This window comes from Mesorhizobium sp. M7A.F.Ca.CA.004.04.2.1 (assembly GCF_004022825.1).
Classification (GTDB): Bacteria; Pseudomonadota; Alphaproteobacteria; order Rhizobiales; family Rhizobiaceae; genus Mesorhizobium.
In genome coordinates, this window is sequence record NZ_RZPH01000011.1 from 1 (window position 1) to 20,137 (window position 20,137).

The window sequence follows — 20,137 nt, forward strand, 5'->3', positions numbered from 1 at the left end:
CGGTTGGCCTGCAAGGTGTTGACCCTGAGGTCGAGCGGCGGGCGCGTTGCCAGCGCGGCGCCCTCGTCGGCCCAGGTCGAGCCAAAGGCTCGCTCGAAAAGCGGCGCGCACCAGTCCGGAACATCCGCCCGCACCGCGGCCGGCGCATCGTCAAGCCGGCGTTCGGCGATGGCCTGAAGCTCGGCGGCGGTCAGCAGCGGCGGTGCGAACTTGTCGCCATCGAGCGCCTCGTTGAGCGATTGTGCCGTCTGGCGCCATTCGAGCAGCAGCGCGCCGAAGCCGATGGCGCGCGGCGTGTCCTGCCCCAGCAGCCAGCCGGCGGAACGCTTGTGGCGCAAGGCGTCATAGACGATGTTGCCGATCGCCGCACGGTCGCCGCCGCCGGCGAAGCGATGCGACAGGCCCCAATCCTTCAGCGCGTCCGCCACCGGCCGGTGGCGCCGGCCGATGTCTTCCAGCACTTCGATGGCCGCAGCCAGCCGTCCGCCCAGTCGCATGGTCTTGTTCCGTCACGCAGAAAATTATTCCGGCCCTGCTCTAGAGCGCGCAACCGGCGCGCACAAGCAGGTCGGCCTGCACAACCGCTCTGCTTTCCAACTTTTCTGGTTGCGAATACTCTTCCGGTTGTGATTCGCGGCGCGCAAAGGTGGACCGGCGGATCGACACGAGGAGAGGGCAATGAAGACTTATCTGGCGGAAGTTCTAGGCACATTTCTATTGGTGTTCATCGGTACGGCTTCTGTGGTGACGGGCGGCTTCGGCGGCGCGCTGCCGCTCGGCCAGGAAGGCATCGGTCTGGCGTTCGGCATCGGCCTCATCGCGGCGGCCTATGCGATCGGCCCGATTTCGGGCGCGCATCTCAACCCGGCGGTGACGCTCGGCGTCTTCCTTGCCGGCCGGCTGCCGGCCAAGGACGTGATCCCCTACTGGATCGCGCAGGTCATCGGCGGCGTCCTTGCTTCGCTGGCGTTGTGGATCATCGTTTCCGGCCAGGTTGGCGGACACACCACCGGCTTCGGCGCCAATGGCTGGGATGTGACGAAATGGGGTGTCAGCTCGGCATTCCTGTGGGAAGTGATCGGCACCTTCACCTTCGTCACCGTGATCCTTGGCGTCACGGCTGAAAAGCACTCGACGGCGTTCGCCGGACTGGTCATCGGCCTGACGCTGGCAGGATTGCACTTCGCCATCATCCCGGTGACCGGCACGTCGCTCAACCCGGCCCGCTCGATCGGTCCGGCACTGTTTTCGGGAACTGCCGCGATCGGTCAGCTCTGGCTGTTCATCGTTGCACCGCTGATCGGCGGCGCCATTGCCGGTGTGGTCGCCAAGGCGCGCATCTTCGAGAAGGACTGAGCTCTTTGGAAGGCTGAATATGAAAAGGCGCGGGCCATGGCCCGCGCCTTAGATGGTTGGTGCAAGAGGCCGAACAGACCTCAGTATGGGTGGTCAAATCCGGCCACGCCGGCTGACTGTTGACTGGAACCGCATGCCCTTCAAACCCGGAACCGTGCTAGTCTAGAGCTACCGATTGAATAGCGCCTGCTGGTTCGAGGTCCCATTGACAAAACGGCTATCGGATTTCGACATTGGCTTGCTGCTGACACTCGACGCGCTGTTGAAGCACCAGAACGTCACCCATGCGGCGGCGAGATTGAACATTACCCAATCGGCTTTGTCGGCCCGCCTGACGCGTCTGCGTCAATTGCTGAACGACCCCCTCTTCACAACGGCGGCGTCCGGACGGGGAATGATCCCGACGCCTCACGCTCTGGCACTTGAGCCCGAACTCACCCGGCTGCTCGAACGGTTGAGCGATTTCGTGAATACTGCTCATCTGTTCGACCCCGCGACAAGCAAACGTGTCTATCGCATTGCCGCCACGGACAATCCGGCAGCGATCCTGGCGCCGGACCTCATTCCGCGGTTCAAATCCCAAGCTCCCAACGCAAAGGTCGCCTTTACGGTGCCCAACAAGCCGAGGATCGTCGAGCATCTGGAGCAGGGCGACATCGATCTCTTCATCGGAGCCGCGGAAGACGGTTCGAGTGGTCTGATCGGGCAGAAGCTGTTCGAAGAAGAATTCGTTACCGCCCAGCGGCACGGCCATCCGCGTGGCAAGGGGTCAATCACCCTGGACGAATTCTGTGCCCTCGACCATCTGCTCATTTCGACGAGCGGCGGGCATTTTGCAGGGATGATCGACGACGCGCTTGCCGAGATCAGCCGCTCGCGCAATGTGACGGTCTCCATCCAGAGCTACGCACTGGCCCCGCTCGTTCTGGAAAACAGCGATCTGATCTGCACCCTGCCCCGGCGTTTCCTGAGGCGCTTCGCTCAAGTTCTCGATCTGTTCGAAGCCCCCTTGGAGCTCTCGCCGTTCGCCATGAACCTGTTCTGGCACCCACGAATGCGCAGCGACCCCGCCCACATATGGCTGCGCAAACTGGTGATACAGAGCGCTCGCAGCGGTCACGAGGGGTAGTGGCCGAACACCACGCAATCGTTCCGGCTACCACATGCCGTGCAATCAGAGCTTCTGAAGCAGGTAGTCGCCAACCTTGTCGGCAGCCGGATCGAACAGCGTGTCGAGCCGCGAATTCAGTACGTAGACATCGTCGCCCAAGATCGCCGCGGCCGTCGGCATCGACATGATGCTGCGCTCCTGCCGGACAATCGTCGCCGATGCCCACCCGTCGGCGGATACCAGTTCGACGGTGCGATCTGCGCCCAGGTTCTGCACCACGATGAGGTGCTGGTCATCGATCAACTGAATGCCGTCGGCACCCGTGAGGGCCTCGGGCAGTTTAACCGGTTCGACCGTGCGGGGGTCGGCGATACTGACGCGAAACAGCTCACCCGTATTGTATTTGCCCACGAGCAGATAGCCATCCTTGTGCCAGGCGATGCCGTTCAGCTTGAAGCCGTCGCCATTCGTGAACCGTGGATCCTGCGCAAAGATCGCCGCCTTGCCCGCTGTGTCGATCCGATAGACGATCGGAGCAAAACTGTCGGTCACATAAGCGTTTCCGTCGGCATCGAGCGCGATGTCATTGGCAAAATGCGTACCTTCGCTGAGGCTGCCGAGATCGTAATAGGCCCGAGGCTGGCCGGTCGTGGCATCGTAGGTGGCCACCGCCGCAAGCTTGCCCTTGCTCGCCGCACCGGTGCGATCGCCGACGCCCGGGTCGGAGTTCGTCACCCAAAGCGTGTTGCGCTTGTCGTCGACGAGCAGACCCGCCGTGGAAACCAGCCTCGCATCGTGCACGAACACCGTGTACTTCCCGGTTTTGTCGACCTTGGCCACCAGGCCATGACGCACCGAGCCGACCATAAAGGTGTCCTGCCTGGCCGACCATGTCATGCTCTCCGGATAACTCTGGTCGGAGGCGAACGAAATCCCCTGAGCCGTGCTGCCGGCCATCGATGGCGATACAATGTTGAAGAGAATCATGGCTGCGACGCCAGACATTAGAGAACGAGAGATCATGATTGGTTCCTTTCGGTCGGTTGATGTCACCGCTCTAGAACTCTGAGCGCGCCTCGAGAAATCGCGTTTCACGATGAGACGAATCGATCGCGTTCATGGGTTTGGGACTTGTCAAAATCCAAACCCGTCCGATCGCCCGACCTGCCATGAACGGGCTCGATGCCACCAATCCGCAAGATCGATTGGCGTGGTGGCGGGCAGGCCAGCATGTTTCAGGCGCTCAACATCAGCAGACGCCGATCGGGCGGACTGGGTGGATGTTCAACGATGGAACAGAAAAAGATGCTCAATCTGTATTTTCACGCCACGCCGAATTCGATGAAGGTGGCGGTGCTGCTGCAAGAGCTGGAATTGCCCTTCGACGTCTCGCCGGTCGATATCTTCAAAGGCGAGCAGCACACGCCGGAATTCAGGGAGATCAATCCAAATGGCAAGGTGCCGGCGATGGTTGACGGGGAGGTGACGATATTCGACTCCCACGCCATCCTCCTCTACCTCGCCGAGAAGCACGGAAAATTCATTCCGGGCGAACTGAAGGCCAAGGCTTTGATGCTGTCATGGCTTCAGTTCGTGGCAACGGGCCTATCGCCGTTTTCCGGCCAGGCAATCCACTTTCTGCATTACGCGCCGGAAGATATCGCCTATGCGAAAAATCGTTACGTGAAGGAGCTCGAGCGCCACTACGCGGTTCTGGACCGTCGGCTTGGAAAGGCCCGCTATCTGGCCGGCGACGAGTACACGATCGCCGACATGGCGCTTTGGGGCTGGGCCGCCTCCGCCGGATATGCATTCGGCGAGAAGGGTCTTGGCGACTATCCCAATGTCGTGCGCTTCATGGACGAGGCGACCAAGCGCCCTGCGGTCCAGCGAGCCCTGGACATGAAGGCAAGGCATACCTTCAAGGCTGATCTCGATGCGGAATCACGTCGCGCCATGTTCCCGCAAAACGAGGCAGATGCCGTATGACCCGTGCCACCGGCAGTTTCTGCTGCCGGTGGATTCGAGCACCGCTGGCGGCCGGGTTCAGTGCGATGCTCGGATGCCCAACCACTGCAGTGCAATGTCAGCCTGGACGACCCAGCGATATTAGACGCCAATCGAGTTCACGGCTCGACGTCGGCGCGAGGCCAGCCCTCAAGCCTTCTTCTGCGTCACGAGCCCCAGTTCCTCGACCATCGCCTCGCATCAAAAACTTCTGCGGCTTGCCGGGTGACCGTCATCGGCAATTCGGTGCGGAAGCGGATGTGGCGCTGGATCTTGTCGCGGGCGATCTGGCCGGGCTTGAGCACGATCCGGGCAGCTTCAGCTTTTCCAGAACCGCTGAGCCGACAGCAACCGGTATCGCTCCCACTCCATCCGGGTTACGATGCGTTGCTGAGAACGGGCGCGGGCGCCTCGTCGAACCACCTACGTCAGGAGGGCAGCGTGAAGTCGCCGACAGTGAGAGTTATGGACGCAGCCGATGAAGATTCAGCGGTCGAGATAATCGTGCTGGCGTTTGCAGCGGACCCTATGGCGCGGTGGACCTGGCCGCATGCACACCCGTACCTTGCAGCCATGCCGCGAATGGCCCGCGCGTTCGGGCGCAGGGCATTCTCTAACGGAAGCGCCTTTTGCACCGACGGCTACGCCGGGACGGCGCTGTGGCTGCCGCCCGGCGTGCATTCCGACGAGGAAGAGCTTGGCGCCGTGATCGAGAGCACGGTTGAATCCTCTCTCGCCCCTGAAACCGCGGCCATATTCGAGCAGATGGCCACGTACCACCCGACCGAACCGCATTGGTACTTGCCCCTGATCGGCGTCGACCCGGCGCATCAAGGCGAAGGTCACGGCGATGCCTTGATGGCGTACGCACTCGCGCAGTGCGACCGCGATCACGCGCCGGCCTATTTGGAATCCTCGAACCCGCGCAACATATCATTCTACCAGCGGCACGGCTTCGAATCGCTCGGCGCGATCCAGGTCGGTTCGTCGCCGACGCTCATCCCGATGCTGCGGCGACCTCGTTAAGCGTCAGTTTGATCAGATAGTTTGACCCTGTGGGACGTTCAGGGCGTCCACGGAGCTGTCGAGCACACCGTCGAAGCCGCACACCTGGCCCTTCTCGCCGGTGGGAAAGCGGATCGCGGGCACCTCTTGGCAACTGTGCCAACTTCGCGGGATGATAGGGCCGCTGCCCGCCTATAGATCAGCTTATGACAGCTATCTCGCTTGCCGCGCGGTGAACCGCCATTCTGCAGACGGCCCCCATTGAAATCACGTCACACTTGTAACTCCCATCTGGCCTCCGTCCGAAATAGCGTTTCCGGATCGCAACCGTTGGAAACGCCGAATTCGACCGAGGACCGGAAATGACGATGTTTGCAGCAACGGGGAACGCCCATGGCGGGAGACCGGCGAGGAATGGCCCGGCGTTAGCGCCTTCTTCAAGCACGCGGGCGAGGTCTTTCGCACCTACTCCACCTACGGGCGCGGCGTTGAGGTGATGATGGGCACCTACGCCATGCTCGACCTCATGCCGAAAGGCCGCAACGAGAAGGAGGGAATGGACTGGGTACGTCGCCACGATCGATACGAGTAGCCACTCCGGGAAGCCGTGGAATGACGCTCGGATGACAAATGAGCCTTTCTGCGTCACGGCTCACGGCCGGCAGCTTTGTGCGGAAGCCGCCCAAAGCCGCCAGTCCGCTCTCGGCCCGATTGAGACGTCATTACCTCGTCGCCGTCGTCGACAGTTGGCTCAAAGCAACCCAGCCGCACCGCGAAGCCAGCCCTCAAGCCGTCTTCTGCGCCACCAGCCCCAGTTGCTCCACCATCGCCTCGCGCATCAGGAACTTCTGTGGCTTGCCGGTCACGGTCATCGGCAATTCGGTGCGGAAGCGGAAACGCCATCTCAGGCAACGGGCTGCAGTTCGCTGTCGGCTTCCAGACTGAAGAACCCAAGCAGTCCGTTGACGACCAGTCGCGCCACTGTATCTAATTGCCAGCCTGGGCCAAGTTTTCATGGTACAAATATAAGAAATATATATGTAAGAAATACCACGATATGGACAGCGCCCGTCAAGAATGTTGTTCTTTCAGTGCTAAAACTCACATTGCATATGAAGAGCGCTAAAATCAAAAGCACTGTGTCAGTCGCTGGAAGCCCCAGGGTTAACCCTCTTCCCGTCAGCAGGCTGGCGGCCGCGACCGCCGGTATTGTCAAACCGATTGTGGCGCAAGCGGAACCCATCGCGACATTCAAACCGCGTTGCAGCTCATTGTTGAGTGAAGCGCGAACCGCCGAAATGGCCTCTGGCATCAAAACCAGCCCGGCGATCAATGCCCCCACAATGCTGTCAGCCTGGGTCACCTGATAGGCAACGAGCGTATCCTCGACGCTTGCGGCGACCTGCTCGGCGAGCATGACAATGCCAATCAGCCCGATCAAAAGCAGCAATGCGCCGGCAAAGACGCTTTCGTGAGGGGCAGTCCGCAGCGAAACACCGTGGGCCTGCCCTTCGACAAAGTCTTCTCGGTGGCGGACAGTCTGCGCGAACACAAAACTTGCATAAAGCAGCACCGAAAGCACGCTCACAAAGCCAAGTTGAGCTGCCGAAAATGTGCCCGGCCCCGTAGCTTGTGTGTAGGTTGGCAGAATAAGCGTCATGATGGTCAGCGCGATCAGAACCGCGAGATATGCGCTGGTCCCTTGTCGAACAATTGCCTGCTTGCGATGACGCCAGCCGCCAAGCGCGAGACAGGTGCCGACGACGCCGGTGGATGCAATCATCACTGTTGAAAAGACAGACTCACGTGCAAGCGTAGGGTTGTTCTCTCCATGCAGCATCATGGAAACGATGATCGACACCTCGATTGCCGTCACGGCAAAAGTCAGCACCAATGTGCCGTAGGGCTCTCCTACACGCCGAGCCACCGCCTCGGCGTGGTCGAGGACCACGAAAATGGTGGTGAACATAATCGCACTCGAAAGCGCTCCGACGAGTATCCTGGCGCTCAGCGAACCTTCGTCCGCCGACAGTCCGCCGGCTCTGACGGCGACAGCCATCACCAAGGCGGCCAAGGGCATCGCATACGAAGTCACCGAACGTCCGAAACCGCTCATGCAAGCCCCTGCGCGCTGCTGCGAACCGTGGCTGCATTCGCGCACCGACAGATCGAAGCGTTCACCCGTTCACGCCGTCTTCTGCGCCACCAGCCCCAGTTCCTCCACCATCGCCTCGCGCATCAAGAACTTCTGCGGCTTGCCGGTCACCGTCATCGGCAATTCGGTGCGGAAGCGTATGTGGCGGGGGATCTTGTAATGGGCGATCTGGCCGGCGCAGAAGTTCTTGACCTCCTGCTCGGTGGAGATCTGGCCGGGCTTGAGCACGATCCAGGCGCACAGCTCCTCGCCATATTTGGCGTCGGGAATGCCGAACACCTGCACCTCCTTGACCTTTGGATGGCGGTAGAGGAATTCCTCGACCTCCCTGGGATAGACGTTCTCGCCGCCGCGGATAACCATATCCTTGACCCGGCCGACGATGTTGCAATAGCCCTCGGCGTCTATGGTGGCGAGGTCGCCGGTGTGCATCCAGCCGTCGCTGTCGATCGCCTCGCGGGTCTTGTCGTCGTCGTCCCAGTAACCCTTCATCACCGAATAGCCGCGCGTGCAAAGCTCGCCCGGTACGCCGACCGCAACGGTAGCGCCATCGGCATCGACCGCCTTGACCTCGACATGGGGGTGAATGCGCCCGACGGTCGAGACGCGCTTTTCCAAGGGGTCGTCGACGCCGCTCTGGAACGACACCGGGCTGGTCTCGGTCATGCCGTAGGCGATGGTCACCTGTTCCATATGCATCAGCGACACCACCTTCTTCATCACCTCGATCGGGCATGGCGAGCCGGCCATGATGCCGGTGCGCAGGCTGGAGAGATCGAAGGCGGAAAAATCCGGATGATCCAGCAGGGCGACGAACATGGTCGGCACGCCGTAGAGCCCGGTGCAACGTTCCTGAGCCACCGCCTTCAACGTCGCGCCGGCATCGAAGCCCTCGCCCGGGAAAACCATCGTGGCGCCCTTCGTGACGCAGCCCATCGTGCCCATCGACATGCCGAAGCAGTGATAGAGCGGCACCGGTATGCACAGCCGGTCGTCGACGGTCAGCTTGATCGCCGAAGTGACGAAATTGCCGTTGTTGACGATGTTGTTGTGGGTCAGCGTCGCGCCCTTGGGGGCTCCTGTGGTGCCTGAGGTGAACTGGATGTTGATGGCCTCGCCCGGCTTCAGCTTCTCCGAGATGCGGTCGAGGCTGTCATGCTCGTCACGCCCGGCCATGGCCAGCACGTCGCCGAAATTGAACATGCCGGGCGAATTCTCGTCGCCCATGCGGATGACGATCTTCAGCGCCGGCAGTTTCTGCGCCTTGAGCTTGCCCGGTGTGGCCTTGGCGATCTCGGGCGCCAGCGTCTCGATCATGCCGAGATAGTCTGACGTCTTGAACTTGGCAGCGGTGACCAGCGCCTTGCAGCCGACCTTGTTCAGCGCATAGTCGAGCTCGGTCAACCGATAGGCGGGGTTGATGTTGACCAGGATCAGGCCGATGCGGGCGGTGGCGAACTGCGTCACCAGCCATTCCCAGCGGTTGGGCGACCAGATGCCGACGCGATCGCCCTTTGCCAACCCCAGTGCCAGGAAGCCGGCAGCCAGCGCGTCCACCGTGTCCGACAGTTCGCTCCAGGTGAAGCGCTTGTCCTGATCGACGAAGACAGCGGCGTCGAGCGTGCCGTATTTGCTGACGGTGTCGGAAAACAGCGCGGGGATGGTCTTGTCGAGCAGCGGCACGCTGCGTTCGCCAGAGACATGCGCCCTGTTGTCGACGGGTGCGACGAAGACACCGCCAGCACGCGCGCCGGGTCCGCGCAGATTGCTGGCGTTCTTCAGCTCGTCGAGATTGACCGGCATCGCTCTCTCCTCCCGGGACTAAGTGCGTCGCGCTGAAACAGAATCATGCGACGCGTTCTAGGTCCTTGTTTTTATGCATGTCGTTCTCCCAAAACCGAGATCACTTTGGGCGACATGCATTAGCCGAGCCTATCAGCCTGCCGGAGTGGAGGAAATCCCGCCGATGGTCGTGAAAGGGCAACGATCCGGTCAACGATGCTTCGGAGCTTCGCGTTGGCTGACGAAGCGCGCCAAAACGAAAAAACCCGCCTGGGCGGCGGGTCACCGGCGCAAATCAGCACCATGGGCAAAAATGTAGCATAGCTGCCCTCACCGGTCAAGGAAATAATTCCTATCCGACCGCAGCCGCCATCTTCGCCGCGATGTCGCGCAGGACCGCTTCATCGGCCGCCGCCCGTGTCTTCTTCGACGCCACCAGACAGGCCTGCGAGCGCAGGACGAGGCCATCGCCCAGCACCTTGAGATGATTGGCGCGCAGCGTCGAGCCGGTGGTTGTGATGTCGACGATGACATCGGCCAGACCGGCCGCCGGCGCGCCTTCGGTAGCGCCGAGGCTTTCGACGATGCGATAGACCTGGATGCCGTGCTTCTGCGAGAAGAATTGCTGCGTCAGCCGCCAGTATTTGGTGGCGATGCGCAGCCGCCGGCCATGGCGCTGGCGAAAATCGGCGGCGACGTCGTCGAGATCGGCCATGGTGTCGACGTCGAGCCAGATGTCCGGCACGGCAACCACCACATCGGCATTGCCGAAGCCGAGACGGGCGACGATTTCGGCGCGGCTCTCCCAGTCGGCGAGGTTTTCACGCACCAGGTCCTCGCCGGTGATGCCGAGATCGACGGCGCCCTGGCCGATCTCCCCTGATATTTCGGAAGCCGACAGGAACACCACTTCGACATCGTCCAGGCCCTCGACGCGGGCGTGGTATTTGCGCTCGTCGCCGGGCAGGCTGACGGCGAGGCCGGCTTTGGCCAGTACTTCCAGCGCCTGTTCTTTCAGTCGGCCTTTCGACGGGATCGCCAGCGTGATCATGGCGCCGTCTCCCGCAATGCCTCGATGCGATCGAGCCAGACGGAAAAGCCGACGCCGGGGATAGGCGTCTTCGCGCCAAGCAGGGTCAGCAGCCGGTCATAGCGGCCGCCGCCGACCAGCGGCCGGTCGCCATTGTCGGCCGCGATTTCGAAAACCAGGCCGGTGTAGTAATCGAGCGGGCGGCCGAAGGCGGCGTCGTAGCGGATTTTATCGGCCGGCAAGCCGTGCGCCTCGATCGCCTTGGCGCGGGCAGCGAACTTTTCCAGCGCGACATCGAGCGACAGCCCGGCGCCGGTGGCGAAGGTCTCCAGTGCCTGGGCCGCGCCATCAAGCGGAACGTCGATCGCCAGAAAATCCTTCAGCGCGGAAAAGGCCCCGCTCGACAACCGAACGCTGCGCAACTCGGCTTTCTCGATCAGCCGCCGGGCAATGTCGGACGGCGCGCGTCCGGCGGACGCCGACAGGCGCGCCTCTTCCATGCCGCTGGCGATATGGGCGGAAAGACCGTCCAGATCACCATCGAGGACGAGGGCGGCGACCGGCCCGGAAAGCTGGCCGTTGCGCGGCGGGTTGGCGAGATCGGCGAGAGCCGTCTCAAGCATCGGCGCCGAGCCGAACGCACGGGCAAGGCGCATGCGCCAGCCGCGCGGCAGGCCGAGGGCAGCCAGAACCGCCTCGAAAATGGTCTGGTCGCCTAGCGTGATCGCCAGCGCCTGACCAGGCAGCACCAGCGACAGCAGCGCATGCGCGTCGGCTACCGAGCGGGCATCGGCTCCAGCGGTATCGCGGTCACCGAGATCCTCAATGCCGGCCTGGAAGAACTCGTTGCCGCCTTCGCGGCGCTGTCGAAACACCTCGCCGAGATAGGAATATCGGCGGGGTGTGCCGGCCTGCGAGCTTATGTGGTCGAGGCAGACGGGGATGGTGAATTCCGGCCGCAGGCACAGCGTCTGGCCGGTCTCGCTTTCGGTCAGGAAGATGCGGCGGCGCAAATCCTCGCCGGCCATGTCGAGGAAGGGGTCCGCCGGCTGCAATATGGCGACCTCGACGGCGTGCGTGTTGCGCGTGGCGAAGAGGTTGGTGATGTCGGTGGAGATGGCGGGGGTGCGGGAGGTCAACTTGCTGACCTCAGTGCTGCACGACCCTCTGGTCCCAAACCAGAGGCGCCAACGATCCAGGCGAAGGCCGGCGCTCTACGGCGCCCCCCTCTGCCCTGCCGGGCATCTCCCCCTCTAGGGGGTAGATCAGATGTCGGCTCGGCTTTCGCCAATCTCAAAGGTTGCAAGGAGAATGCCTTCGGCCAAGCTGCCAATCTCCCCCCTAGAGGGGGAGATGTCCGGCAGGACAGAGGGGGGCGCCGTAGAACGCGGCCTCTACTTGCCACGCGCCCTCTCCTCGGCCTGCGCCGCCAAAATCTTCTTCACCTCGGCGACCAGCTCGCCCTCCGCCACCGTCACCTGCGCCGGGCGCGCGGCGCGCCATTCGGCGTTATCGGTGATTTCGGCAGACATGCGCGCGCCTTCGATCAGGTCCTTGATCTGCAGCTCGCCCTTGGCGCGCTCGTCGCCGCCCTGGATGATGGCGACCGGGCAGCCGCGCCGGTCGGCATATTTGAGCTGCGCCTTCATGCCGGCGCCGCCGAGATACATTTCGGAACGGATGCCGGCGGCGCGCAGCTCCGCCACCATCTTCTGGTAGCGGCCGAGGCTGTCGGTGTCCTTGTCCATCACCAGCACGACGACAGGAGCAATCACGTCCGAGGCGTCGAGCTTGCCGAGGTTCTTCAGCGCGGTCATCAACCTGGAGACGCCGATGGAAAAGCCGGTCGCCGGCACAGGCTCGCCGCGGAAGCGGGAAACAAGGCCATCGTAGCGGCCGCCGCCACCAACCGAGCCGAAGCGTACGATCTGGCCGTCCTCGTTGGGGATTTCGGCCAGAAGCTCGGCTTCGAGGACGGGGCCGGTGTAGTATTCGAGGCCGCGCACGACCGAGCGGTCCATGGCGATACGGTCCTCGCCATATCCCGCCGCCCTGACCAGCGCTTTAATCGTGGCGAGTTCGCCGACGCCTTCCTGGTAGATGGCGTTCGAACTGACCGTGGAATCCTGGCCGGCTTGTATGGTCCTCGCAGTCGCGAGAAGAACCGCCTCGGCTTGCCCGTTGTTCAACCCGGCGCCCTTGGCGAAGTCGCCTTCGCCCTCCTTGCCGCCGTCCCAGCGGCCCGGGCCAAGCAAAAGCTTCACGCCTTCCGGCCCGAGCTTGTCCAGCTTGTCGATCGCGCGCAGGACCGTCAGCCGGCGGCCGCCATTCTCCTCACCGCCGAGGCCGATCGCCTCCAGCACGCCATCCAGCACCTTGCGGTTGTTGACGCGGATGACGTAGTCGCCGCGCTTGATGCCGAGCGCTTCCATGACGTCGGCCATCATCATCGCCATCTCGGCGTCGGCGGCCACGCCCGGCGTACCGATCGTGTCGGCGTCGAACTGCATGAACTGGCGGAAGCGGCCGGGGCCTGGCTTCTCGTTGCGGAACACCCAGCCGGAGCGATAGCTGCGGTAAGGCTTGGGCAGGCGCTCGTAATTCTCGGCGACGAAACGGGCCGTCGGCGCGGTCAGGTCGTAGCGCAGCGACAGCCACTGGTCGTCATCGTCCTGGAAGGAGAACACGCCTTCGTTCGGCCGGTCCTGGTCGGGCAGGAATTTTCCGAGCGCATCGGTGTATTCGATCAGCGGCTGGTCTGCCGGTTCGAAACCGTAAAGCTCATAGACCGAGCGGATCGTCGCCATCATCTTCTCGACGGCGCGGATGTCCTCGGCGCTGCGGTCGGCAAAACCGCGCGGCAGTCGCGCTTTCGTCTTTTCCGATTTGTCGGCCATGAGCTGGGGTCTTTTTTGCTAAGTAATCGATGACATATTGCGAGTGGGCGTGTCCTAACCGAAGCGGCGAGGACCAGCAAGGGTTTGCACCCTCTCTACGAGGTGGCTAGGAACAGTTCGATAGCTTTGCAAGTACAGCGCCGCCCCTCATCCGCCTGCCGGCACCTTCTCCCCGTATAGTGACGGGGAGAAGAGAGCTGAACGCGGACTCGGGCATTCTCTTGCAACCTGGACGACTGGCGAAACCATCGACGAGGGCGTCCTTCTCCCCGTCGCTATACGGGGAGAAGTGCCCGGCAGGGCGATGAGGGGCGGCGCAGAACGACCAAGATTTGGGCCTACCACCGAGCCAAGCTCTGAAACAAAACGCAGCGAAAATGAAACAATCCCGCCACGGGTACGGCATTGTGCCGACACAATCGTCGCCGATAAAGCGCGGGAAATGAGGGGTTCGCGGCCATGACCAGCACAGCAAGATTCCACGCCATCGACAGCGATGCCGAATTGCCCGCACGCCTGCGCCCGGCCGACATCAACGCCCCGAAAATGATCAGCCAGGCTGCCGGCCCGTTCGAAGTGCCCGGCGAGACCGGCAAGGGACCATCCATGCGCGACGCGTTGATGACCGGCCTGCTGGTGATCTATCCGACCGTGGCCACGGTGGTGGCGATCGTCGCCGGCCTGGTGCTGGCCAGCGCCAACGGCACCTGAGCCTATTTCGGCCGCCTGAAAGCCTTCCGCTGCTTCTCGACCTCTTTGCGGCAGACGCAGCCCTCGAGGTGGTCGTTGACCAGGCCCATGGCCTGCATGAAGGCGTAGACCGTGGTCGGGCCGACAAAGCTCCAGCCGCGTTTCTTCAGCTCCTTCGAAATCCGCACCGAGACGGCCGTTGTCGGGTTGGCGCGCAGATGGGCGAGGTCGACGATTTGCGGCCGCTCGTCCTTACCGGGTTCGAACTTCCAGAACCAGGCGGCCAGCGAGCCGAATTCGTCGGCCATTTCGCGGGCGCGCTTGGCGTTGTTGATGGTCGAGACGATCTTGCCGCGATGGCGGATGATGCCGGCATTGCCGAGCAGGCGTTCGACATCCTTGTCGGTGAAGGCGGCGACCTTGTCGAACTCGAAATTAGCGAAGGCTTCGCGAAAATTCTCCCGCTTGCGCAGGATGGTCAGCCACGACAGGCCCGACTGAAAGCCTTCGAGGCAGATCTTTTCGAACAGCCTGCGGTCGTCGGCCACAGGCCGGCCCCATTCATGATCGTGGTAGTGCAGATAGTCGGGCAGATTGCCGTGCCAGAAGCAGCGCGCGACACCGTCGGGACCGGCGAGCAGGCCGGTGTTTTCCTTGTCCATAAGCCAAAATCCGTTCGTTAACGCGCTTTTGCGCGGCATTTACTGCGGCTTTACCAGATTCCTGAACCCTGCGGTAACCACACCAAAAGGTTTACCGACAGTTCCGCATTTTACGCATTCCGATTCATGTTTCGGTTGCTGCTTGCGCGCCAATGATCGCCGAACCGGGAGGACGTTTCCACCCGTTTTGTATCAGACGATCAAGGTGCGTTACGATGAAGACAGTTCTGTTTCCCGTGCTCGGCGCCGTGGCTGTGTTTGCCGCCGGCGTCACACCCTCCACCGCCGGCGACCGCTATGCCGACAGGCCGCCGGTAATGGTGAGCCCCGACCTTTCCGCACCCTGGGTGCTGCAGCTTGGCCAGGCACCCGGCATCGTGCGCCAGAACCGCCAGGTGGTGCAGCAACAGCGGCGCCTGCGCCTGGCGCAGCCCGACCGGGTGCAGACGGCGGCGGTGCAGCCGCCGGCCAAGCGCATGCTCGCGCGTCCTCAGATCAACCCGATCTACCTGCCGCAGGAAGTCGACTATGACGGAGGCCAGAAGCCGGGCACGATCGTCATCGACACCACCCAGAACTTCCTCTACCTCGTCGAGAAGAACGGCAAGGCAAGGCGCTATGGCGTCGGCACCGGCAAGCCGGGCTTCGAATGGTCGGGTACGCACAAGATCACCAGCAAGCGCGAGTGGCCGGACTGGCGCCCGCCGGCGCAGATGATCAAGCGCGAAGCCGCCAAGGGCCGCTATTTGCCGACCTATCTTGCCGGCGGCGCGGAGAACCCGCTTGGCGCCCGCGCGCTCTACCTCGGCACGACCGAATACCGCATCCACGGCACCAACCAGCCGTGGACGATCGGCGGCGCGGTGTCGTCAGGCTGCATCCGCATGCGCAACGAGGACGTCGTCGACCTTTATGAGCGGGTCAATGTCGGAACCACGGTCGAGGTGATATAATAATCCTTGCGAATCACCTGGCCAGCAAAGCAGTCCGCTTTTCGAGGCCAGTTTAGGGATAACGGGGGACGGGCCGTATGGGGATGCGGCCGGTCAGGAAGGGCAGCACGGGAAACCGCGCTGCCCTTTCCGTTTTTGAGCAGAAATCGAGGGCAAAGGTCACCCACGCGTCGCGCAACGGGCATAGCGGTTCGCTTTCATGCTGCCCTTTACCGCATTCTTTTGCTATCTCGGTGGCTAGTTCCACAAAAGAGTTCACCCATGCCCCTGTCCGAAGACAGCCGTTATCTCAAGGGCGGCCCGGTCGCCCAGCGCATCATCGCCGCCGTTGCCGAGGACGCAGCGATCGCCAAAGCCGAGGGTTTTCCCCCCAAGCTGGTCTCGATCACCGTCGGAGACACCGATGCGGTGGATGTTTATGTGCGCAACCAGCGCGCCAAGGCTGAGCTCGCCGGCATCGATTTCGAGGAGCGGCGCTTTCCCGCCACCATCACGGCAGGCGAGTTGGAAGCGGCCATTCACGGCCTGAATGCCGATCCGCGCGTCACCGGCATCATCATCCAGCGGCCGGTCCCGGTGCATATCCCGATCAGGACATTGCAGGCGGCGGTGCATCCGCTCAAGGATGTCGAAGGCATGCATCCGGCCTCGATCGGCAACATCGTCTACAATCAGCTCGATCTCGCGCCTTGCACGGCGGCCGCCTCGGTCGAACTGCTCAAGGAAACCGGCCTCGACCTCAAGGGACTGGAAGTCGTCATCGTCGGCCATTCGGAAATCGTCGGCAAGCCGATCGCCTTCCTGCTGATGAGCGAAGGCGCGACGGTGACCGTGTGCCATCACATGACGCGGTCGGTCGCCGCCCATGCGCGACGTGCCGATGCGCTGTTCGTCGCCGTCGGCAAGCCGCGGCTGATCAAGGCCGACATGGTCAAGCCGGGTGCTGCCGTCATCGACATCGGCATCAATTCCGAAATCGGCCCCGACGGCTCCAGCCGCATCGTCGGCGACGTCGACACCGAAAGCGTGCGCGAGGTCGCCTCCTGGATCACACCGGTGCCGGGCGGTGTCGGCCCGATCACGGTCGCCATCCTGCTGCGCAACACCATGGTGGCGCTCAGCCGCCAGCGTGCGCTTTATGAGGCGACCTACGGTACGGCGGACAGGCTCGCGGCAGAGTAGCGCTGGGGCTGGCGCCCTACTCCGCGGCGATCAGGCTCTCTTCCCGAACGCCTTCCGGCTTTGGTCCGCCATAGGCCCAGTCGAGCAGCTTGATCGTGTGCACCACCGGCAGCTTCGCGGCGGAAGCGATCTGGGTGATGCAGCCGATGTTGCCGGTGGCGACGATCGAAGCCCCCGTCGCCTCGATGTTTTTCACCTTGCGGTCGCGCAGTTTGGCCGAGATCTCGGGCTGCAGGATGTTGTAGGTGCCGGCGGAGCCGCAGCAGAGATGTCCTTCACGCGGCTCGCGCACGATGAAGCCGGCCTTGGCCAGCAGTTCCTTCGGCTGGCGGGTGATCTTCTGGCCGTGCTGCATCGAACAGGCCGAGTGATAGGCGACAACCGTGCCCGGCTTGCGCACCGGTTCAGGCAGATCGAAGGTCGAGAGATATTCGGTGATGTCCTTGGCCAGCGCCGAAACGCGCGCGGCCTTGTCGGCATAGGCCGGATCCAGCCGCAGCATGAAACCGTAGTCCTTGATCGTCGTGCCGCAGCCGGATGCAGTGATGACGATGGCATCGAGCCCGCCTTGTTCGATGGCGCGCGTCCAGGCATCGACATTCTGCCTCGCCGAGGCAAGCGCGGCCTGCTCGCGCCCCATATGATGCACCAGCGCGCCGCAGCAGCCCTCGCCCGGCGGCACCACGACCTCGACGCCGAGCCGCGTCAGCAGCGAAATCGTGGTGTCGTTGATGGCGGGATCGAGCACCGATTGCGCGCAGCCAGTGAGGATGGCGACGCGGCCTCTTTTGCTCCCCTGCCCGGCATGGATGCCTGGCGAGCCCATCGGCGAAGCTGCCGGGATCGAGGCCGGCGCGAGCTTGAGCATCGCACTGAGCGGCTTCAGCGCCGGAACCTTGTCGAACAAGCCTATAAACGGCTTGCCCAGCTTCGCCAGCTTGAGCGCGGCGCGAAACCGCTGGGGATAAGGCAGCACGAAGGCCAGCATGGCGCGGGTCAGTCGATCGAGCAGCGGCCGCTTGTAGGTCTCCTGGATATGGGCGCGGGCATGGTCGACCAGATGCATGTAGTTCACGCCCGACGGGCAGGTGGTCATGCAGGCGAGGCACGACAGGCACCGATCGATATGGGTGACGATCTGCTTGTCGGCGGGATGGCCATTTTCCAGCATGTCCTTGATCAGGTAGATGCGCCCGCGCGGTGAATCGAGCTCGTTGCCAAGCGTCACATAGGTCGGGCAGGTGGCGGTGCAGAAGCCGCAATGCACGCATTTGCGCAGGATCTTTTCCGATTCCGCGACATGCGGATCGGCAAGCTGGGCAAGCGAAAAATTGGTCTGCATCGCTAATGTCCTAGGCCATTCGGCCGGGATTGAGGATGTGCTTCGGGTCGAATTCTTGCTTCAGCCGCTGGCTGAGTGCGGCAAGTGCGGGCGGCTGCGGCTCGAACACCGGCAGAGCGGCGCGATGCGAAGGTGCGGCACGCACCAGCGTCGCATGGCCGCCGCCATGTTTTCTCAACAGTCCGCGCAGCAGGGCGGCTTCCGGATCGCCCTGTTCCATGCGCAGCCACACCAGCCCGCCCTGCCAGTCATAGTAGGCGCTGACGGCGGCCTGCATGCGCAGCGTCAGGACCATCTGGTGGCACTGTCCCGGCGTCATCGAGACACGCCAGACCGGTTTCTCGCTGTTGTCGGCGAAGGGCCTGCAATCGCGTACATCGCGCCAGATCAGCCGTGAAGCGTCACCGGCAATCTCCTGCAGCGGCCCAGCCTTGCCGAGCAGCGTTTTCAGCGCGGCGATGCGGTAGGCGACGGACGGGCCGAAGCCTTCGACACGCAGCAGCGTCGCGGCCTCACCGCCGAGACTGCCGCCGGCGACACGCGCGGCGATCCGCTCGGGCAGATGGGCGGCACTCGACACTTCAGCACTCGAGCCAAGCGCCAGGGCCATGGCGCTTGCTGCCGCATCGTCGAGCAGGCCACGAATGGCGAGCGTGACTTCGGCCTCGGCTGCCGGCAGCACCTTGAAGGTGACGTCGGTGAACACAGCCAGCGTGCCCCAGCTGTTGGCCATCAGCTTGGACATGTCATAGCCGGTGACGTTCTTGACCACGCGGCCGCCCGACTTGAAGGCTTCGCCACGACCGGACACCACATTGATGCCCAGGACATGATCGCGCGCCGCGCCCGCCTTGAGCCGGCGCGGACCGGAGAGGTTCGCGGCGAGCACGCCGCCGATCGTGCCCTTGCCCGGTTCGCCACCAAACAGCGGACCGTAATCCATCGGCTCGAAAGCGAGTTGCTGACCGTTTTCCGCCAGCAGCTTTTCGATCTCGGCCAGCGGTGTGCCTGCCTTGGCCGACAGCACCAGTTCAGCCGGTTCATAGAGCGTGACGCCAGAGAGTTTCGACAGGTCGAGCGTGTGTTCGGTTTGCAGCGGCCGGCCGATGCCGCGCTTGGAACCGTGGCCGAGGATTTCGAGCGGCGAGCCTTCCGCCGCTGCCCAGGCGACGGTGGAGAGGACTTCGGATGGTGTGGTTGGGGTGAAAGTAGTCAAAGCCTGTGCTCCCGAAGCCTTTCGAGCACGGCTTCGCCCCGTGGCGACAGCCGATAACCGACCTTGAGGCTCTCGGTGAGACCGAACTCCCCGAGCTTGCGGACATCCTGCTTGAACTTCAGCTTTTCGACGCCGGCCTTGTCGGCCAGGACAGCAGCCGGCAATTCCGGATGGGCGCCGATCGCCTGCAGGATCGACGGGAAGTAGCCGGGTGCCGTTTTGTCCCAGCGCGCAAAACGCTGGGTCAAGGCATGCCAGTCCTCATCGGAAAGCACGGCGTCGCCGCGCAGGCCAACGCGTTCGTCGGGCTCGATGCCTTTGAGCTCGATGCGATAGACCGGGGTACCGTCATCGGGGCCAAGCATCTCCTGAAGGGCTCCTCGGGACGGAAAGCCGGCTGCGGTCGCGTCTTTCTCCGTCAATTCGGAGCCGCTCGCGATCGAGATGTCCCCGATCCTAACCGCACCTGACGCCGTTCTGACCCGCCCGCCGGCCTTGACGGTCGGCCGCTTCCAGCGCCGAAAAGCGAGCGTCACTTCATTGCGCGCGATCTTGTCCAGCAAGGATTGTTTGAACAGCAACTCAAACCTCACTCGGGCATGGGTTCCTCGCCCCCGCAAAGCGGGGGAGAGGTGGCTCGGGCAAAGCCCGAGACGGAGAGGGGGGCGAATTCTATGCCAGACGCGAGTTCGGATATGCTGAGTTCCTTGGCGCCCCCTCTGTCCTGCCGGACATCTCCCCCTCAAGGG

At 63.1% G+C, this 20,137-nt stretch carries 17 protein-coding genes and 2 pseudogenes; 8 read left to right on the top strand and 11 right to left on the bottom strand.

Features of this window, described 5'->3' with window-relative positions:
- Positions 1 to 497 (bottom strand): annotated as a pseudogene (locus EN893_RS01295) (MFS transporter); the annotation flags it as partial.
- Positions 498 to 678: 181 nt separating this feature from the next.
- On the opposite strand from EN893_RS01295, the gene EN893_RS01300 reads away from it, so the two are divergent.
- Positions 679 to 1,356, top strand: coding sequence for an MIP family channel protein (locus EN893_RS01300; RefSeq protein WP_013530368.1), 678 nt, complete (start codon positions 679 to 681; stop codon positions 1,354 to 1,356).
- A gap of 238 nt (positions 1,357 to 1,594) precedes the next feature.
- Positions 1,595 to 2,485, top strand: coding sequence for a LysR family transcriptional regulator (locus tag EN893_RS01305; protein WP_245456765.1), 891 nt, complete (start codon positions 1,595 to 1,597; stop codon positions 2,483 to 2,485).
- Between the two features lie 45 nt (positions 2,486 to 2,530).
- On the opposite strand, the gene EN893_RS01310 is transcribed toward EN893_RS01305, so the two are convergent.
- A complete protein-coding gene (locus EN893_RS01310; RefSeq protein ID WP_164748887.1) occupies positions 2,531 to 3,424 on the bottom strand; it encodes an SMP-30/gluconolactonase/LRE family protein in 894 nt (297 codons plus the stop codon).
- Positions 3,425 to 3,772: 348 nt separating this feature from the next.
- On the opposite strand from EN893_RS01310, the gene EN893_RS01315 reads away from it, so the two are divergent.
- The 3 genes and pseudogenes from EN893_RS01315 to EN893_RS01325 form a co-directional block, all read left to right on the top strand.
- Entirely contained in the window at positions 3,773 to 4,456 is a 684-nt protein-coding gene (locus EN893_RS01315) for a glutathione S-transferase N-terminal domain-containing protein (RefSeq protein ID WP_127269670.1), read from the top strand.
- A gap of 459 nt (positions 4,457 to 4,915) precedes the next feature.
- Complete coding sequence (locus tag EN893_RS01320; protein WP_206517178.1) at positions 4,916 to 5,500, top strand: N-acetyltransferase; 585 nt, start codon at positions 4,916 to 4,918, stop codon at positions 5,498 to 5,500.
- Positions 5,501 to 5,855: 355 nt separating this feature from the next.
- A pseudogene (locus EN893_RS01325) lies at positions 5,856 to 6,071 on the top strand (DUF899 family protein); the annotation flags it as partial.
- 420 nt (positions 6,072 to 6,491) lie between these two features.
- Here EN893_RS01325 and EN893_RS01330 read toward each other — a convergent pair.
- The 5 genes from EN893_RS01330 to hisS form a co-directional block, all read right to left on the bottom strand.
- Positions 6,492 to 7,595, bottom strand: a complete 1,104-nt coding sequence (locus EN893_RS01330; RefSeq protein WP_127269260.1) for a calcium:proton antiporter — start codon at positions 7,593 to 7,595, stop codon at positions 6,492 to 6,494.
- A gap of 69 nt (positions 7,596 to 7,664) precedes the next feature.
- A complete protein-coding gene (locus EN893_RS01335) occupies positions 7,665 to 9,437 on the bottom strand; it encodes an AMP-binding protein (RefSeq protein ID WP_127272182.1) in 1,773 nt (590 codons plus the stop codon).
- A 331-nt stretch (positions 9,438 to 9,768) separates the two neighbouring features.
- Positions 9,769 to 10,467, bottom strand: coding sequence for an ATP phosphoribosyltransferase (hisG, locus tag EN893_RS01340; protein WP_127272183.1), 699 nt, complete (start codon positions 10,465 to 10,467; stop codon positions 9,769 to 9,771).
- Positions 10,464 to 11,585, bottom strand: a complete 1,122-nt coding sequence (locus EN893_RS01345) for an ATP phosphoribosyltransferase regulatory subunit (RefSeq protein ID WP_127272184.1) — start codon at positions 11,583 to 11,585, stop codon at positions 10,464 to 10,466. The genes hisG and EN893_RS01345 overlap by 4 nt, the downstream gene beginning before the upstream one ends.
- A gap of 255 nt (positions 11,586 to 11,840) precedes the next feature.
- A complete protein-coding gene (hisS, locus tag EN893_RS01355) occupies positions 11,841 to 13,343 on the bottom strand; it encodes a histidine--tRNA ligase (RefSeq protein ID WP_127268834.1) in 1,503 nt (500 codons plus the stop codon).
- 459 nt (positions 13,344 to 13,802) lie between these two features.
- Here hisS and EN893_RS01365 point away from each other — a divergent pair, with 459 nt between their 5' ends.
- Entirely contained in the window at positions 13,803 to 14,054 is a 252-nt protein-coding gene (locus tag EN893_RS01365; protein ID WP_127268833.1) for a hypothetical protein, read from the top strand.
- Positions 14,055 to 14,056: 2 nt separating this feature from the next.
- Here EN893_RS01365 and EN893_RS01370 read toward each other — a convergent pair whose 3' ends face one another.
- A complete protein-coding gene (locus EN893_RS01370) occupies positions 14,057 to 14,695 on the bottom strand; it encodes a DNA-3-methyladenine glycosylase I (RefSeq protein ID WP_127268832.1) in 639 nt (212 codons plus the stop codon).
- A gap of 215 nt (positions 14,696 to 14,910) precedes the next feature.
- Between EN893_RS01370 and EN893_RS01375 the strand changes: the two genes are divergently transcribed.
- Positions 14,911 to 15,648, top strand: a complete 738-nt coding sequence (locus EN893_RS01375) for a L,D-transpeptidase (protein WP_127268831.1) — start codon at positions 14,911 to 14,913, stop codon at positions 15,646 to 15,648.
- Between the two features lie 261 nt (positions 15,649 to 15,909).
- Positions 15,910 to 16,830: a bifunctional 5,10-methylenetetrahydrofolate dehydrogenase/5,10-methenyltetrahydrofolate cyclohydrolase gene (locus EN893_RS01380; protein WP_127268830.1), complete on the top strand. Its 921-nt coding sequence runs from the start codon at positions 15,910 to 15,912 to the stop codon at positions 16,828 to 16,830.
- A gap of 16 nt (positions 16,831 to 16,846) precedes the next feature.
- Here the strand turns inward: EN893_RS01380 and glcF are convergent, their stop codons facing one another.
- The 3 genes from glcF to EN893_RS01395 are packed head-to-tail and all read right to left on the bottom strand — an operon-like array spanning position 16,847 to position 19,969.
- Complete coding sequence (gene glcF, locus EN893_RS01385; protein ID WP_127272185.1) at positions 16,847 to 18,172, bottom strand: glycolate oxidase subunit GlcF; 1,326 nt, start codon at positions 18,170 to 18,172, stop codon at positions 16,847 to 16,849.
- A 10-nt stretch (positions 18,173 to 18,182) separates the two neighbouring features.
- Complete coding sequence (gene glcE, locus EN893_RS01390; protein WP_127273428.1) at positions 18,183 to 19,388, bottom strand: glycolate oxidase subunit GlcE; 1,206 nt, start codon at positions 19,386 to 19,388, stop codon at positions 18,183 to 18,185.
- Positions 19,385 to 19,969, bottom strand: a complete 585-nt coding sequence (locus EN893_RS01395; RefSeq protein WP_127270602.1) for an ASCH domain-containing protein — start codon at positions 19,967 to 19,969, stop codon at positions 19,385 to 19,387. Before EN893_RS01395 ends, glcE begins: the two co-directional genes overlap by 4 nt.
- Between the last annotated feature and the right edge of the window lie 168 nt (positions 19,970 to 20,137).